This window comes from Curtobacterium sp. VKM Ac-2922 (assembly GCF_022815645.1).
Taxonomy (GTDB): domain Bacteria; phylum Actinomycetota; class Actinomycetes; order Actinomycetales; family Microbacteriaceae; genus Curtobacterium.
In genome coordinates, this window is the sequence record NZ_JALGRO010000009.1 from 1 (window position 1) to 15,703 (window position 15,703).

16 protein-coding genes are annotated in these 15,703 nt (G+C 72.7%); 5 read left to right on the forward strand and 11 right to left on the reverse strand.

What is annotated here, in order from left to right; translation table 11 throughout:
• Window positions 1-109: 109 nt before the first annotated feature.
• From MT346_RS11415 to MT346_RS11425, 3 genes are all read right to left on the reverse strand, one after another.
• Entirely contained in the window at window positions 110-676 is a 567-nt protein-coding gene (locus MT346_RS11415; protein ID WP_243563198.1) for a GNAT family N-acetyltransferase, read from the reverse strand.
• Window positions 677-842: 166 nt separating this feature from the next.
• A complete protein-coding gene (locus MT346_RS11420) occupies window positions 843-1,712 on the reverse strand; it encodes a VOC family protein (protein ID WP_243563199.1) in 870 nt (289 codons plus the stop codon).
• A gap of 46 nt (window positions 1,713-1,758) precedes the next feature.
• Window positions 1,759-2,553 (reverse strand): SDR family oxidoreductase, encoded by a 795-nt coding sequence (locus tag MT346_RS11425; RefSeq protein ID WP_243563200.1) that lies wholly within the window; start codon window positions 2,551-2,553, stop codon window positions 1,759-1,761.
• A gap of 75 nt (window positions 2,554-2,628) precedes the next feature.
• Between MT346_RS11425 and MT346_RS11430 the strand changes: the two genes are divergently transcribed.
• Complete coding sequence (locus MT346_RS11430) at window positions 2,629-3,153, forward strand: hypothetical protein (protein WP_243563201.1); 525 nt, start codon at window positions 2,629-2,631, stop codon at window positions 3,151-3,153.
• The gene (gene lepB, locus MT346_RS11435; protein WP_243563202.1) at window positions 3,150-3,770 is read left to right on the forward strand and encodes a signal peptidase I; all 621 of its coding nucleotides are present in this window, start codon (window positions 3,150-3,152) and stop codon (window positions 3,768-3,770) included. Before MT346_RS11430 ends, lepB begins: the two co-directional genes overlap by 4 nt.
• A gap of 265 nt (window positions 3,771-4,035) precedes the next feature.
• Here lepB and MT346_RS11440 read toward each other — a convergent pair whose 3' ends face one another.
• From MT346_RS11440 to MT346_RS11460, 5 genes are read right to left on the reverse strand one after another with little or no spacing between them, the layout of a single operon-like run.
• Window positions 4,036-4,356, reverse strand: coding sequence for a hypothetical protein (locus MT346_RS11440; protein ID WP_243563203.1), 321 nt, complete (start codon window positions 4,354-4,356; stop codon window positions 4,036-4,038).
• Between the two features lie 9 nt (window positions 4,357-4,365).
• Window positions 4,366-4,992 carry a response regulator transcription factor gene (locus MT346_RS11445; RefSeq protein ID WP_243563204.1) on the reverse strand — a complete coding sequence of 209 codons (627 nt, stop codon included), beginning with the start codon at window positions 4,990-4,992 and terminating at the stop codon, window positions 4,366-4,368.
• Window positions 4,989-6,227, reverse strand: coding sequence for a sensor histidine kinase (locus MT346_RS18430; protein ID WP_243563205.1), 1,239 nt, complete (start codon window positions 6,225-6,227; stop codon window positions 4,989-4,991). The genes MT346_RS11445 and MT346_RS18430 overlap by 4 nt, the downstream gene beginning before the upstream one ends.
• A 23-nt stretch (window positions 6,228-6,250) precedes the next feature.
• The gene (locus MT346_RS11455) at window positions 6,251-7,066 is read right to left on the reverse strand and encodes an ABC transporter permease (RefSeq protein ID WP_243563206.1); all 816 of its coding nucleotides are present in this window, start codon (window positions 7,064-7,066) and stop codon (window positions 6,251-6,253) included.
• Window positions 7,063-8,001, reverse strand: a complete 939-nt coding sequence (locus MT346_RS11460) for an ABC transporter ATP-binding protein (protein ID WP_243563207.1) — start codon at window positions 7,999-8,001, stop codon at window positions 7,063-7,065. Before MT346_RS11460 ends, MT346_RS11455 begins: the two co-directional genes overlap by 4 nt.
• 197 nt (window positions 8,002-8,198) lie before the next feature.
• On the opposite strand from MT346_RS11460, the gene MT346_RS11465 reads away from it, so the two are divergent.
• Window positions 8,199-9,404, forward strand: a complete 1,206-nt coding sequence (locus tag MT346_RS11465) for a PP2C family protein-serine/threonine phosphatase (protein WP_243563208.1) — start codon at window positions 8,199-8,201, stop codon at window positions 9,402-9,404.
• A gap of 283 nt (window positions 9,405-9,687) precedes the next feature.
• Here the strand turns inward: MT346_RS11465 and MT346_RS11470 are convergent, their stop codons facing one another.
• Together MT346_RS11470 and purD are read right to left on the reverse strand one after the other, a co-directional pair.
• Window positions 9,688-10,563 carry a phosphoribosylaminoimidazolesuccinocarboxamide synthase gene (locus tag MT346_RS11470; protein WP_243563209.1) on the reverse strand — a complete coding sequence of 292 codons (876 nt, stop codon included), beginning with the start codon at window positions 10,561-10,563 and terminating at the stop codon, window positions 9,688-9,690.
• Window positions 10,560-11,828: a phosphoribosylamine--glycine ligase gene (gene purD / locus MT346_RS11475; RefSeq protein WP_243563210.1), complete on the reverse strand. Its 1,269-nt coding sequence runs from the start codon at window positions 11,826-11,828 to the stop codon at window positions 10,560-10,562. Before purD ends, MT346_RS11470 begins: the two co-directional genes overlap by 4 nt.
• A gap of 57 nt (window positions 11,829-11,885) precedes the next feature.
• Here purD and MT346_RS11480 point away from each other — a divergent pair, with 57 nt between their 5' ends.
• Window positions 11,886-12,248 carry a sterol carrier family protein gene (locus MT346_RS11480; RefSeq protein ID WP_243563211.1) on the forward strand — a complete coding sequence of 121 codons (363 nt, stop codon included), beginning with the start codon at window positions 11,886-11,888 and terminating at the stop codon, window positions 12,246-12,248.
• A 350-nt stretch (window positions 12,249-12,598) separates the two neighbouring features.
• On the opposite strand, the gene MT346_RS11485 is transcribed toward MT346_RS11480, so the two are convergent.
• Window positions 12,599-15,187 (reverse strand): LuxR C-terminal-related transcriptional regulator, encoded by a 2,589-nt coding sequence (locus tag MT346_RS11485; RefSeq protein ID WP_243563212.1) that lies wholly within the window; start codon window positions 15,185-15,187, stop codon window positions 12,599-12,601.
• A 107-nt stretch (window positions 15,188-15,294) separates the two neighbouring features.
• On the opposite strand from MT346_RS11485, the gene MT346_RS11490 reads away from it, so the two are divergent.
• On the forward strand, window positions 15,295-15,690 hold the full coding sequence (locus MT346_RS11490; RefSeq protein ID WP_243563213.1) for a hypothetical protein: 396 nt from the start codon (window positions 15,295-15,297) through the stop codon (window positions 15,688-15,690).
• Window positions 15,691-15,703 lie beyond the last annotated feature (13 nt).

Consider the following 15,703-nt stretch of genomic DNA (forward strand, 5'->3'; position numbering starts at 1 on the left):
GTTCAGCCAGATCGGGCCAGGTCTGATCAGCGCGTCCAGTCCTCGGCCTAGACCTGTTGCGCGTTCAGCCAGATCGGGCCAGGTCTGATCAGCGCGTCCAGTCCTCGGCCTAGACCTGTTGCGCGTTCAGCCAGATCGGTCCAGACGGCCAGTCGTCGACCCTGTCGGTGACCGGCAGGATCAGCCAGCCGCCCTGCTCGGTCTCGGAGACGCCGGCGCCCTCGGCGGTGAAGGCGCTGAACGTGGTGACGGCGTCGTCCATCAGGTGCCATCCCATGCGGACGTAGAACGGCACGGTCGCCTCGCCGGTGCCGAGGAACCCGTACGGCACGCGGAGCCCCTCGAGGACGGTCTGCGTGCGGGTCATCAGCTCGCGGCCGATGCCGGTGCCCTGCATCCGCGGTGCGACGGCGACCAGTCCGGTGTCGCCGATCAGGACGTCCTGGCCGCCGACGCCGATGAACATCCGGCGGATCCCGACGTGGGCCAGTACGACGCCGTCGGCATCGCGGGCGATCACCCGGCGCTCGGGTTGCATGCCGGACCAGCTCCGACCGCCCACGTACCAGTGCGACCAGTCCGGGAACGCCTGCCCCAGCATCGCCGCGATCGCCTCGTGGTCGGGGAGGCTCAGCGTGCTCTCCTCGACCACCTCCCACCGGATGTCGTCGCTCATGCGTCCATCCTGCCCGGGTGGCGCCCCGGCCGGATCCCCGCATGGCCGAGTCTCGGCCATGCGGACATCTTGCGGGCCGCGGACGGCGCAGGATGTCCGCGGAGCCGAGACTCGGCGAGCGGCCCGCGGCCCGCGACCGACGCGCGCGGCCGACGCGCGCGCGGCGTCAGCCGCGACCCGGCGCCGTCACCTCGATGCGGTTCGCCCACGGGTCCTCGAACGCCACGGTCCGCCCGTCGTCCGCGGTCTGCACCCCGGTGTCGTGCATCCGGGCGACCAGCGCGCCGAGATCGTCCGTCCCCGGCACCTCGATGCGCACGAGGCCCAGGCCGAGTGCGAGCTGCCGACGCCCGGCGCCACGGGAGTTCCACGTGTTCATCGCCATGTGGTGGTGGTACCCGCCGGCGCTGACGAACAGGGCCTCGCCCCACCCCGCTGTCGTCGCGAACCCGAGCTGGTCCACGTAGAACGCCTTCGCCGAGGCCACGTCGCCGACGGACAGGTGCACGTGCCCGACGCGACCCGGCCGTGCCGCGGCGCCGGACAGCGCGGACTCGGTCAGGTGCTCCTGCAGGAACTGGTTCGGGTCGACGTAGATCGTGGCCATGTCGACCATGCCGTGCGTCCACGACCACTCGGTGCGGTCCCGGTCCCAGTACAGCTCGACGCCGTTGCCCTCGGGGTCGCTGAAGTAGAAGGCGTTGCTGACCAGGTGGTCGGCGCTGCCGGTGAACGTCTGCGGGTACTGCGTGGCGACCGAGTACAGCGCCGCGGCCAGGTCGGCGCGGGTGTCGAACAGGATCGCGGTGTGGAACAGCCCGGCCTCGTGCGGCCCGGCGTGCTGCATCGCGGGGGCGTGTTCCAGGATGACGATCGGCGTCGTGCCGCGTCCGAGCACGGCGACCCCGCGGGCGTTCGACAGCAGGCTGAGCCGGATGCCGTCCCGGTAGTAGGCGATCATCCGGTCGAGGTCGGCGACCCGGAGCGTGACGGCGCCCATCCCGGTGTCGGCGGCGAGGAGGTCCTGCGTGTGCATCGGACCAGTGTGCGCCGATTTGGTTGACGCGTCAACTAAATCGGCCTCAGCGTGCGCTGAACCCGCCGTCCGACTTGAGCAGCTGCCCGTTCACCCAGCCGCCATCCGACCCGAGGAGGAACCCGACGAGCGCAGCGGTGTCCGCGGGCAGCGACGGCCGGCCGAGTGGCGTCTGCTCGGCTGCGGAGCGTCGGATCTCGTCGGTCATCCACCCCGTGTCGTTCGGCCCCGGGCTGACCAGGTTCGCGCTCACCCGGACGTCGCCGAGCTCCTGTGCGGCGCCGATGACCAGCCGGTCGAGGGCGCCCTTGCTCGTGCCGTACGGCAGGTTGAACCCGACGTGGTCACTGGTGAGCGCGACGACCCGGCGGCGGTCGATCGGCGCGTCCGCCCCGGCACGCAGCCGTGCCGCGTATGCCTGCACGAGCAGGAACGGTGCGCGGACGTTGACGGCCAGGTGCCGGTCGAACGACGCGATCGTCGTCGTGGCGAAGTCGGATGCCACCGACTCGCAGTGCGACATCACGATCGCGGTCACGGGTGCGCCCGCCTGCTCCTCGGCGCGGCCGACGAGTGCGGCCGCCTGTTCCGGGTCCGCCAGGTCGACCGGGAGGCGCGACACCCGTGCACCCGCGTGCTCGCACCCGGCGACGACGGCGTCGATGCCGTCTGGATCTGCGGCACCGTGCACCCGCTCGTCGTACGGGCTCCACCACGACAGGGCCAGGTCCCAGCCGTCCGTCGCCAGCCGCGCCGCGATCGCGGCACCGATGCCGGCCCGCCGGCCGACCCCGGTCACCAGGGCCAGCGGTCTGCGCGACGTGAGGGGTGCTTGGGTCATGGGGCGGGCCTCCTGTCCGGACCGCCGCGACGGTGCGGCGACCCGTCCAGCCTGGCACAGGGGCAGGATGGGCAGATGGCCCGTTCCCGCCCCGCTCCGGGCGACCTCTCCGTCGAGCACGTGCGCGACCGGCTGTCGTCGTACGTGTACGGCAACATCACCGTGCTCGCCGCCGCGATCGCTGTGGACCCGCACGCGATCGAGGACGGTTCGGCGGTGTGGGCGGTGCTCGGGACCGCGGTGCTGACCTACGCGGCGCACGTGCTGTCGCACCTGGTGGCGCACGGCATCGGGGCGGACGACGCGTCCGACGATGCCCGCCGCGAGTCGTTCGCGACGATCGCACGGAACGCCAACCCGATCGCCACCTCGGGGCTCATCCCGGCCGTCCTGTACGCGGTGGCGTGGGCGGGGTGGATCCCCGGCACCGGGGCGCAGACCGCGGCGCTCGTCATCCTGGTCGTCCGCATCGGCCTGGTCGGCGTCTTCATGCAGCGGTTCAGCGGGCAGAAGCCGACGTTCGCCGCGCTGTGGGGCGGGATCGCGCTGGCGGCGGTCGCGTTCGTCATCGGGCTCGTCAAGGTGGTGTTGACGCATTGAGCGAGACAGCACCGACACCAGCACCGGCACCGAAGCGCCGCTCGACGTTCCTGCGCGATCTGGTGATCATCGTCGTCGCGGCGCTGCTGGCCTCGTTCCTGGTCAAGGCGTACCTGGTGCGGTCGTTCTGGATCCCGAGCGGGTCGATGGAGAACACGCTGATGATCAACGACCGGGTGCTGGTGAACGAGCTCGTGCCGAAGGTCGCACCACTCCGTCGAGGCGACGTGATCGTGTTCCGCGACCCGGGCGGGTGGCTCGGACCGGGCATGGGCGACGACCTGGTCAAGCGGGTCATCGGCCTGCCGGGCGACACGGTGGCGTGCTGCGACGCCCGTGGCCGCCTGTCGGTGAACGGGCACGCGGTCGACGAGCCCTACGTGGTGCTCTCGCGGGGGTCCGACCGGGTGGTGCGGGACGACTTCTCCGTGACGGTGCCCGCCGGTGCGCTCTGGGTGATGGGGGACAACCGGTACGACTCGGCGGACTCGCGGGTCCACGGGACGGTGCCCGAGGCGGACGTGGTCGGCCGGGCGTTCGTCATCACGTGGCCGGCCGGTCGGTGGTCGGTGCTGTCGCGGTACGGCGACGAGTGGGACGGGGTGCCGGCGCCCTGAGCGGGGCCGCGCGCACGCCGCGGGTGACGGGGCCGGGCGGGCGGGCTCTGCGTGGTGCGGGGTTGGCCGGGTGGTGCGGCGGAACAACCGCGCACGGGGCGGTCAGGCGGGCACGGGCGGCCAGCCGAGCACGGTGCGGGGTTGCGGGGCGGGCGCTGCGTGGTGCGGGGTTGGCCGGGTGGTGCGGCGGAACAACCGCGCACGGGGCGGTCAGGCGGGCACGAGCCGCCAGCCGAGCACGGTGCGGGAAGCGCCCCCGCGCCAGTCAGCAGCCCGTGGACGACAGCGTGACGTCGGTGACCTGCCCGCTCAGCACGGTCGTCGTCTGCGTGCACAGGTCGTCGGCACGGACGCGGACCTTGCCCACGGCGATGCCGGCGAACTCGAGCCGATCGCCCGGGAACGCCTTCTGGTGCGCCGCGGTCCGGCCGTTCGGCACCAGGACCTCGACCATGTAGGCGTGCTCGGCCTCGTTCGGCGAGACGGTCACGGTCACGCGCCCGGTGGAGTCCTGGGCCTTGCAGCCGGTCAGCACCAGGGCGGCTGCGAGCCCGACGATCAGGACGGTGGCGGGGCGACGGAACACCCCGCAAGCCTACGCGGACCCGAGCAGCCACCCGTTGTCGGCGGCGACGCGCAGTGCCTCGGTCGCGTTCCGTGCGGCGGTCTTGCCGATCGCGGCGGACAGGTGGTTGCGCACGGTGCCCTCGGACAGGTGCAGGGCAGCCGCGACGCCCGCCACGGTCGGCGCGGTGCGGAACGCGATGAGCGCGTCGGTCTCGCGCGGGGTCAGCGGCGACGGTCCCGCAGCGAGGGACTCGGCCGCCAGCACCGGGTCGACCACGCGCAGCCCGGCGGCGACGCGACGGACGGCGTCGGCAAGCTGCTCGGCGGGGGTGTCCTTGACGACGAAGCCCGCCGCGCCGGACTCCAGCGCTCGCCGCAGGTACCCCGGTCGGCCGAACGTGGTGACGATGAGCGACCGGCAGCCGGGCAGCTCGGCAGCGAGCTGAGCTGCCGCGGTCAGCCCGTCGGCGCCGGGCATCTCGACGTCGAGCAGGGCCACGGTCGCGCCGCTCTCCCGCGCGGCGTCGAGCACCAGGTCGCCCCGCGCCACCTGGGCCACGACGTCGATGTCCCGCTCGAGCGACAGCAGCGACGCCAACGCCCCGCGCACGAGCGCCTGGTCGTCGGCGAGCAGCACCCGGATGGTGTCGGTCATCGTCGTCCTCGTTCCACCCGCAGCAGGAAGCCGCCCAGGTCGCTCGTGCCGGTCCGGACGGTGGCCCCGACGGCGTCCGCCCGTTCGCACAGCCCGCGCAGCCCGTTGCCGCCGAACACGGGCGCACCCACGACGGGCGCACCGACCCCGGGCGCACCGCCCGTCGGCCCGGCGGGCGAGCCGAGCGCCCCGGTGCCGTCGTCCTCGACGGTCAGCGCCGTGCGGGTGATGGTGATGCGCACCGCCGAGGCCGCCGCGTGCCGGATGACGTTCGTCACGCCCTCGCGCAGCACCCACGCGAACAGACTGCGCACGTCGGTCGCGGCAGCGTCCCCGGTCGCGGGCAGGTCCGCCTCGATCTGCGCCGCCGACAGCGCGGCCCGGGCGGACACCAGCTCGGCGTCGAGCGAGGCCTCGCGGTACCCGCTGACCGCCTGGCGCAGCCCCTGTAGTGCCTCGCGCGACAGCCGTTCCACGTCCTGCATCTCGGCCTTCGCGCGTGCCGGGTCACTGTCGACCAGGCGGGCGGCCAGCTCGGACTTCATCGTGACGACGGTCAGCGAGTGCCCGAGCACGTCGTGCAGGTCGCGGGAGAACCGCGCGCGTTCCTCGACCACCGCCAGGCGGGTGATCTCGTCCTGCGCATCGCCCAGGCGGTCCTCGGCCTCGCGCTGCCGGCCGAAGAACAGCATCGACGCGCCCACGGACACCGTGATGAAGGGGGCGAACAGGATGCCCGACGCCGAAGCAGCGTCCCAGCCCATCGTGGCCGCGACCCCCAGCTGCGCGACGACCGTCAGCCCGGTGACGCCCATCGCGACCCACAGCCGCGCCGCGACGAAGCCCGACAGCGACACCAGCAGCAGCCACGACCACACCGCCAACGGGCCGAGGACCGCGAGCATCAGCGCGGAGCAGAGCGCGAAGCCCCCGACGACGACCAGGCGTCCCGTGATCCCGCGGCGCCACATCAGTTCGGGCGCGACCATGTACAGCGCGTACAGGACGACGAGCGCCGCGGTCATACCGAGGTGGTCGCCGACCGATCCGCCGTCCGTCCACAGTGCCACGATCAGCAGCGACTGCCACAGCAGCCCGAAGACCGCCCCGCCGTACCAGCGTCGGCGCGCGTGCGCGATCTCCGCCTGGTCGGTGCTGGGCGGTGCGGCCCACGGGAACGAGCGTGACGGACGGGAGGCCCGTGGGGCCTTGCGCGCATCGGTCACGTCGTCCACGTGGGCCAGCGTAGGGCGCTCGGTCACTGTCGCGCCGCGTCGCGGCGGTAGCGCCACACGATGACGGCGCCGAGCAGCACCGCCCACCCGGTCAGCACCAGCGCGGGCTCGAGCATGCCCGCCGTGCCGGTCGCACCAGCACCCATCTGCCCGATGCGGTTGAGCCAGTACGACGGCAGCAGGTGCGCCACGTCGCCCATCCACGCCGGCATGACCGACAGCGGCACCCACAGCCCGCCCAGGATCGCCAGGCCCATGAACACCACCATGAACAGCGGCTGCGCGAACGCAGGCTTGGCGAACTGCCCGATCAGGATCGCGATGAGCGCGAAGGGCACGACACCGCACCAGATGCCGAACGCGGCCGCGGCCCAGTGCCCGACGTCGAGCGAGGCATGCAGGGCGAACACGGCGACGAGCAGTGTGACGACGATCGACATCCCCGCGAAGGCCATCGCCGCGATCACCTTCGACACCAGGAACCCCCAGCCGGACAGCGGCGTCACGCGGAGCTGCCGGTTCCACCCGATCGAGCGTTCGTTGACGATCGCGAAGGCCTGGCTGAGTGCCGCCATCATCGCACCGTACGACGCCATCTGCAGTGTCGTGACGACCAGGTACTGCAGGTGCGTCGCGGGGTCGAGCTGCGACCCGAAGGCCGCACCGAAGACCAGCAGCATCACGACGGGGACGGCGAAGGTGAAGACCATCGCGCGGACGTTGCGCAGCTGGCGCTTCGTCTCGAGCAGCACGTAGCGGACCGGCAGGCGACCACCGCCGAGGGCAGGGGCGACCGGGCTGGCGGTGGGAGCGACGTCGGTCGCGGTGGTGGCGGTCATGCGGAGACTCCGATCGGGTCGACGGACGTGGTGTCCGAGGTCAGGGCGAGGAAAGCGTCGTCCATGGTCGAGGCGAACACCTCGACGTCGTGGGCCGCGGGGAACGCGGTGAGCAGGGCCCGGAGCGTGGTGTCCGAGTCGTCGGTGCGCAGCGTGACGGAGCCGTGCCGGGCCTCCAGGCCGACCGTGCCGGGCAGCGCGGCCAGCGCGACGTGCTCGCTGTCAGCGACACCGCGGAAACGGATCGTGCGTGTGGCGGCGACGGCCTTGATCTCGGCGGGGGAGCCGTCGGCGACCACCCGCCCGTGCCGCAGGATCACGATGCGGTCGGCGAACGTGTCGGCTTCGTCCAGGTAGTGGGTGGCGAAGACGACCGTGCGGCCGGCGTCCGTGAAGTCCCGCATCGACGCCCAGAACGTGTGCCGGGCCTCGACGTCCATCGCGGCGGTCGGCTCGTCCAGCACCAGCAGATCGGGGTCCGAGACCACCGCGACGGCGAAGCGTGCGCGCTGCAGCTGCCCGCCGGACAGCTTGTTCACCCGCCGCCCGGCGATGTCGGTGCACCGGGCGCGCTCCAGCGCCTCGGCGATCGGCATCGGGGTGCGGTGCGCCGCGGCGACCAGGGCGACGGCCTCGCGCACCGTCATGTCGGGCAGCAACGCCCCGCCCTGCAGCATCGCGCCGACCCGGCCGTCGACGACCGCACGGCGCGGGTCCGCGCCGAACAGGCGGGCCGACCCCTCGGTGGGGGTCGACAGGCCGAGCGCCAGGTCGACGGTCGTGGTCTTGCCGGCGCCGTTCGGGCCGAGGAGGGCGACGACCTCGCCCGGACGGATCGTCAGGTCGATGCCGTCGACGGCGGTCACGGCGCCGAAGCGCTTGCGCAGGCCGCTGAGTTCGATGACCGGGGTGTCCCGGGCCGCTGTCTCGTTCATGGCTCCAGCGTCCCGCTCGTCCACAACACGCCCATGGGGCGTCCGTCACGGATGTGGCATGACTTCTGTCACGGGCGGGGCCGCTCGGGCGGCAGCCTCGTGACCAGGGGTTGCTCGCGCGTGGCCCGCCTTCTGGGGGCAGACGTCCTCCGATCTGGGGACAGGCGCTGTCCGGTCGGCGCGTTACCGTGGAGGGCATGGCAGCCGAGACCGCGAGCGCGGTGCAGTCGACCTCTCCCGCAACGGACGCGGTGCGGCGGGCGGCGCTCCTGGCGGCCCTCGACGTCGTGCAGGGCGGTGCCGAGGAACGATTCGAACGGATCACCCGTATCGCGCGCGAGGCGTTCGGCGTCTCGGGATCCTTCCTCAACCTGGCCGGTGACGAGCACCTGACGATCAAGTCGCAGCAGGGCGAGAAGCCCTTCGGCCCGACGATCCCGCTGCAGGACACCTTCTGCGGTCGCTCGCTCGCCAGCCCCGGACCGGTCCTGGTGCCCGACGCCACCGCCGATGCCCGCTTCCGCGACCTGCCGATGGTCACGGGCGACCCGAACATCCGGTTCTACGCCGGGGTGCCGCTCCGCCTGGGCGACGAGCACGTGAAGGTCGGGACGCTCTGCCTGATCGACCCCGCACCGCGCACGCTCGACGACGACGACGTCGCCCTGCTGCAGGAACTCGGGATCTGGGCCGAACGCGAACTCGCCGCCGGCGCCGACGAGGACCGCGTGCGCTCCGTCCTGGCCGGGCTCGAGCCGGGCGCCGTCGAGGTGCCCGGGTACCGCGTCACCGGGATGTCGGTGCCCCACGGCGTCGTGTCCGGCGACTTCCACGACTGGCACGTCTCCGACCGGGGCCTGCACGTCACCCTCGCCGACGTCATGGGCAAGGGCATGTCCGCCGGGCTGCTGGCGGCGAACATCCGCGGCGCGCTGCTCGCCCACGGTGCCGCGCCGGCGCCGGGGGCCATCGGCGCCGTCGAGGCCCAGGTGGCGCCCGAACTCAGCCGCGCCGAGTCCTTCGCCACGCTCTTCCACGGGGTGCTCGAACCCGCCACCGGCACGGTCGAGTTCATCGACGCGGGACACGGGCTCGTGCTCCAGCTGCACCACGACGGCACCGAGACCATCCACCGGTCGCTCGACCTGCCGCTCGGCCTGCACCCGATCGGGTTCGCACGCTCGACGGGGTCGCTCGAGCTCGAGCCCGGTGACGTCCTGATCCTGGTCAGCGACGGCGCGCTCGAGCTGTGGGACTCCACGTTGGCGTCGCTGTCCCGCCTCGGGGGGCTGTACCGCGGGTCGGCGGACGTCGAGACGTTCCTGGGGCGGATCCGGGCGCGGGCACTGTCGCACGACCCGGGCGACGACCTGACCGTCGTCGTGGTGGCGCGCGACGCCTGACGGGCGCCGGATGTCGGGCGCGTGCTCGTGCGTGTTCCTCCGCTCACTGGTCGCAACACCCCGTCGGCGGCCGCCGAGTGGTCGCAGATCGTCGTTCCGAGGCGTGCCGAGCGACGGTTCGTGACCGGTCGGCGGACGTGAGCGGGGTGTTGTGACCGGTCGGGCGACGGAGCCAGGCACGGAAGGGTTCGCACGTGACCGGTCGGCGGACGTGAGCGGGGTGTTGCGACCGGTCGGGCGACCGTGCGGGTGCCGGGCGACGCAGACGCAGACGCCGTGCGGGTCAGGCGCCGAGGCGCTCGATGAGCTCGCGGTAGCGCGCAGCCGTCCGCTCGACGATCTCGTCGGGCAGCACGGGTGGGGTGCCCTGCTTGTCCCAGTGGGCGCTGAGCCAGTCGCGCACGATCTGCTTGTCGAACGAGTTTGTGCGGTTGCCGTCGTCGTACGAGCGGGCGTCCCAGTAGCGGCTGGAGTCGCTGGTCAGGACTTCGTCGCCGATGCGGATCTGTCCGGCGGCGTCGTGGCCGAACTCGAACTTGGTGTCCGCGATGATGACCCCGCGCTGCAGTGCGATGGCCGCCGCTTCGGAGTACACGTGCAGGGACACCTCGCGCAGGGTCGCGGCGACGTCCGGCCCGACGAGTTCCTCGGTGCGCTCGTAGGAGATGTTCTCGTCGTGCTCGCCCTGGGGTGCCTTGTACGCCGGCGTGTAGATCGGCTCGGGCAGTCGGTCGCCGTTCGACAGGCCGGCCGGCAGCTCGACGCCGCAGACACTGCCCGACTGCTGGTACTCGAGCCACCCGCTGCCGACCAGGTACCCGCGGACGACGCACTCGACCGGGTACATCGTCAGCGGCATGACGTGCATGGAGCGTGCCGCGACGGACGACGGCACCGGCGTGCTGGTGGCCGACGGGCCGAGCAGGTGGTTCGGGACGTCACCGAGCTGGGTGAACCAGAACCGCGACAACCGCGTGAGCAGCTCGCCCTTGCCGGGGATGGGCGGTTCGAGTGCGAAGTCGTAGGCGCTGACGCGGTCCGACGCCACCAGCAGCAGTTCGGTTGCACCGGCCACGGTCGCCGCGTCTGCGGGCACGTAGAGCTCGCGCACCTTGCCGGACGACACGTGCCGCCAGCCGTCGACGTGCGGGGCGGTCATCGGGTGACCTTCGCCGCGATGTCGGTGCGGAACTGGCCACCCGGCAGCGTGATGTCGTGCAGGCCGGCGTACGCGCGCTCGCGGGCCTGGGTGAAGTCGGTGCCGGTGGCGACGACGCTGAGCACCCGGCCCCCGGTCGCGACGAGCTCGCCGTCGAGCACCCCGGTGGCGGCGTGCAGCACCGAGACGCCCGGGCGGGCGTTCGCGGCATCGACACCGGTCAGGGTGCGGCCGGTCTTCGGGCTCTCCGGGTAGCCCTCGCTGGCCAGGACGACGGTGACCGCCACCTGGTCGCTGAACGCCGGCGCGGGCACGCCGCCGAGCTGTCCGGTGGCGGCTGCGAGCAGGAGCGTGCTGAGCGGCGTGGTGAGCCGGGGCAGGACGACCTGGGTCTCGGGGTCGCCGAAGCGGGCGTTGAACTCGATGACCCGCACGCCCTGCTCGGTGACGATGAGCCCGCAGTACAGCAGGCCGACGAACGGGGTGCCCTCGTGCTCGAGCCGGCGGATCGTGGGGAGTGCCACCAGGTCGGCGACCTCGGCCACGAACGCGGCTTCCGAGCCCCACCGGTCGGCGAGCCACGGCAGCGGTGAGTACGCACCCATGCCGCCCGTGTTCGGGCCGACGTCGCCGTCGCCCAGGCGCTTGTAGTCCTGGGCCGGGCTGAGTGCCGCGACGTCGTGTCCGTCGCTCAGGAAGAACAGGGAGACTTCTTCGCCGTCGAGGAACTCCTCGATCACGACCGGACCGTGCTGCAGCCAGTACGTGGCGTGGTCGATCGCGGCCTGGCGGTCCTCGGTCACGAGCACGCCCTTGCCCGCGGCCAGCCCGTCGGCCTTGACGACGTGGGGAGCACCGAGCTCGTCGATCGCGGCGACGGCTTCGTCGAGGGTGCCCGCGGAGACCGGACGGCCCGTCGGCACCCCCGCTTCGGCCATCACGCGCTTGGCGAAGGCCTTCGAGCCCTCGAGCGCCGCCGCGGCCTTGCTCGGCCCGAACACGGCGATGCCCCGGGTGCGGAGCGGGTCGGCGACACCGACGATCAGCGGCGCTTCGGGCCCGACGACGACGAGCTCGATGTCGTTCTCGAGCGCGTACTCGGCGACGAGCGGGCCGTTGGTGGGGTCGAGTGACACGGTCTCGACGTCGGCCGCGATGCCGGCGTTGCCGGGCGCGACGGTGATGACGTGACCGGCCTGTTCGGCCAGGAGCGCCGTGGTGATGGCGTGCTCGCGGGCACCGGAACCGAGGACGAGGATTCGCACCCGATCACCCTACCGAGACGGAGCGCCCCGCCGCAGTGCACCGGCTAGCCTGTGGACATGCCGGGCAGGACGATCGACGACGCTGCTGGGTCGGCCGCGCTGCGGGCCGTGGTCGACGGAGCGACGGACCGCCCCTCGGTCGCGACGGCCGTGCGGTGGACGCTCCAGCGTCTGGCCGAGGACGTGCCGGGCAACAGCGTGGAGGTCCGGGTGCCGCCGTTCGCGGCGGTCCAGGCCGTCCCGGGGCCGCGACACACCCGCGGCACCCCGCCGAACGTGATCGAGACGGATGCCGCCACGTGGATCGCGCTGGCGACCGGTGCGATGCGCTGGGACGACCCGGCCGTGGCGACGAAGGTCAGCGCCTCGGGGTCGCGTGCCGACCTGGCGTCGTTCCTGCCGGTGCGCACGACACCCTGACGAGCGAACACGAGCTGATCCGAACACGAGCCGGCTCGACACGCCGGTGCGTACCCGCGGGGATCGAATTAGGTAGCACCTACCGATGTGCCGATCCGCGTCGCGGTCATAGCGTTGGTGTCACCGGGATTCGGACCCGACCCGAACGGGTCCGAACCCGGCAACAGGGGCAACGGTACGCGATGTTCTGCGTCCCGTGTCAAACCGTCCGGCGTGGCGTGCTGCAATGCGCAACGAATCCGCCGGATGTGGACGCCCCGCACCCGCTCGACCGACAGGACAACGACGTCCCGCCGGCCGTCCGGTCCAGGCGTCGACGACGACGTCCCGCCGGCCGTCCGCTCCGGGCGTCAGGCGACGTGCAGCAGGTCCGCCAGCTCCGACCGCGCGTGCAGCTCCCACTTCTGGAACACCCGCGACAGGTGCGCGTCGATCGTCCGCACGGACAGTCCGAGCCGTTCGGCGATGAGCCGGTTCGACAGCCCCTGCGCCGCCAGCTCGGCGACCTCGTACTCGCGCCGCGTCAACGGCGGGCGGGCCAGGTTGTCGGTGACGTAGAGCCCGCACCGTGCCAGGGCACCGTACGAGGCGACGATCCGGGTGCGGTCCCCGGACTGGTTCGCGGCGACGTACTCCCGCACGGCGTGTGCGAGGGGGCCGTCCACGCGGCCCGCAGCGACACCGAGTGCGTCGAGCGTGGGCGCGAGGTCCTGTCCACGGACGAGCGCCGCGGCGTGCACGATCATCTGGCCGGACAACACCTCGGTCCACGACCCGGCGGCGGTCGACCGGGCGATGATGTCCTCTGCGTGCTCGAGGCCGAGCGGGTTGCCGAGCAGCACCTCGGCCCAGGCGACCGACGAGGCCATCTGTTCGCCCGTGATGCGCATCGCCCGCTGCGGGGTGGCGCGCCACCGTTCGATCGCGGCCGTCGCTTCTTCGGCGCGGCCGGCGGACGCCAGCGCCATCGCCAGTCGCGCCCAGGGGTACGCGCCGAAACCACCGGAGTCGGCGATCGCGTACCGCTCGCATGCCGCCGAGAACGCACTGACCGCGTCGTCCCACCGGCGCTGCCCGATCGCCAGGTTGCCGGCGCCGATCAGCTCGAGCGTGAAGTCGTACTTCAGGAACGGGTTCGACCGCTTGACCGAGATCGACGTGATCATGTCGTCGAAGTCGCCGCGCCAGACCTGCACCTGGTGCATGACCGACAGCAGTTCGCCGACGCTCCAGGGTGCGTCCTCGACGTGCACGGTCGCGGTGGCGAGGCACGCCGTCCCGAGGGCCATTGCGTCGTCCAGGCGACCGGCGGTCGCCAGGGCCGTCACGGCACACGGCGCCAGGCACAGGAACCCCATCGGCACGGTCGGTGCGTGCACGATCCCGGAGCGCTCGACCTCATCGCGGACCTCGGTGAAGTGCCCGCCCCACCCCAGGTGCGCCAGGCCGAGCAGCCGCAGCCGTTCGACGGCGTCGGGGCTCGCGACGTAGTCGACGGCGGCGTCGGTCATCGCCACGGCCGCCATCGTGTCGTCGTCGTGGAACTGCCGGATGTTGGCCAGGGTCTCGCACGCGTCGATCACGACGGCGTCGGCGACCTCGCCACGGCGCGACCGCACCAGGTCCCACGCAGCCTGCGCGTCGGCGCGCCCGGCTTCACGCCCGATGCTGTACCCCCGGGCGAGCGACCGCAGGCACAGGGCGACGACGCGTTCGGTCGGGGTCAGGTCCACCCGCAGCGCTGCGGAACTCAGGGCGATCGCGCTCTCGAGCTCCTGCAGGCCGCTGGCCACCTGTGCCGCGTCGAGCAGCTGTGCGACCGGTGGCCGGACGCCGCACTCGAGTGCCCACAGCGCAGCACGCAGCCGGGCCGCCGGGGTCGCGCCCTCGTGGTGGTCCGCCCGGAAGGCGTTGGCACGGGCGAAGAGCGTCGTCCGGCGGGCGACGGGCACCAGGGAGCGCACGACCTCGCCGATCAGCGGGTGCGAGGGCCGGACGATCGGTGCGCCGTCCGCCAGGCTGTCGATGCGGACCAGGCCGAGTGCGACCACGTGGTCGACGTCCCCGCCACCGACCAGCCCGAGCAGGCGGGACAGCGGGATCGGGTCGGCCAGGGCCACGATGTCGACGACGTCGCGCAGGTCCCCCGGCAGCGACCCGAGCTCGGTGCGGTACATGTCGGCCAGGCTGTTCGACGCCGTGATCCGTCCGCGCCAGTACCACCCGGACGCGGTGTGCTCGAGCGCACCGGACGTCAGCGCCGCGCGCACGACCTCGCGCAGGTACAGCGGGTTGCCGTCGGTCGCGCGGTGGACCCGCTCGACCGAGGCCGACTCCAGGGGCGCGTCGAGTGCCTGCTCGATCAGGCGTGCGGTGTCCTGCAGGTCGAGGGGGCCCAGGTCGATCCGCTCGAGCAGGTCGTCCTGCCACAGTGACCGCAGCGGTTCGGCCAGCGCGGTGAAGTCGCGGCAGGTCAGCACCAGGCGTGCGTGCTGGTTCCGGACCAGCCAGGCGACGTAGCGCGCGGAGATCGCGTCCAGGTGGTCGGCGTCGTCGATCCGGATCAGCAGGTCACGGTCGACCGCGTCAGCCGCTTCGCGCAGTCGTCGTTCTGACCCGGTCTCGTCGGACAGCACCTCGGCCGGCAGGTCGCCGAAGCGCTCGGAGATCGCGCCGAAGGGCATCGAGGTCCCCGTGGCGACCGCCGTGATCGGTACGAGCAGCGTGCGCCCGTCGGGGTCACGCCCAGCGACCCGATCGGTCACGCGGGCGGCAGCGGTGCTCTTGCCGAGCCCCGGCGCACCCACGAGCGCCACGCTGGTGTGGTGTTCGGCCACGACCGCGACGGCGCGGTCCTCTTCCGCACGCTGCACGATCGGCCACGCGATGCGCGCCGGAACCCGACGACCGCGCGAGCCCAGCTCGTCCGTCCGTGTCATCCAGCGTCACCTCCCCGGTGGGATACCGATCAGTACGGACCATCCTCTCCCGGAACCGGGTGCGGTGGCAGGCCACGGGACGTCCCACAGTGGGGGACAATGGGGATGTGAGCAACACCGACCGACCTGACGACACCCCGGATCCGCGGCCCGCCGCCGGTTCGTCCTCGGACCGGGTGACCATCCGCCGTGCTCCCAAGTTCGGCGTGTTCATCATCGGCGGCGGCGTGGTCGGCTTCCTCGTGGTGGTCGTCGTCATCGCGCTCACCCTGGACATCGACCGGGGCGGGCAGACCGAGTCCGTCGGTTTCGGCGGCCTGGTCGGCTACTTCGGCCTGTGGGGCGTCGCGGTCGGCGGGTTCGTCGGCGCGCTCGTGGCGATCGTCCTCGACCGGGTGCTGGCCCGCCGCGCCGCCGACCTGACGGCCGAACGCGTCGCCGTCGAGACCCCGCCCGAGACGGTCGACGGCGAGGTCGAGGACCAGGGCGACCAGCGGCCGTAGCCGCCACCATCCA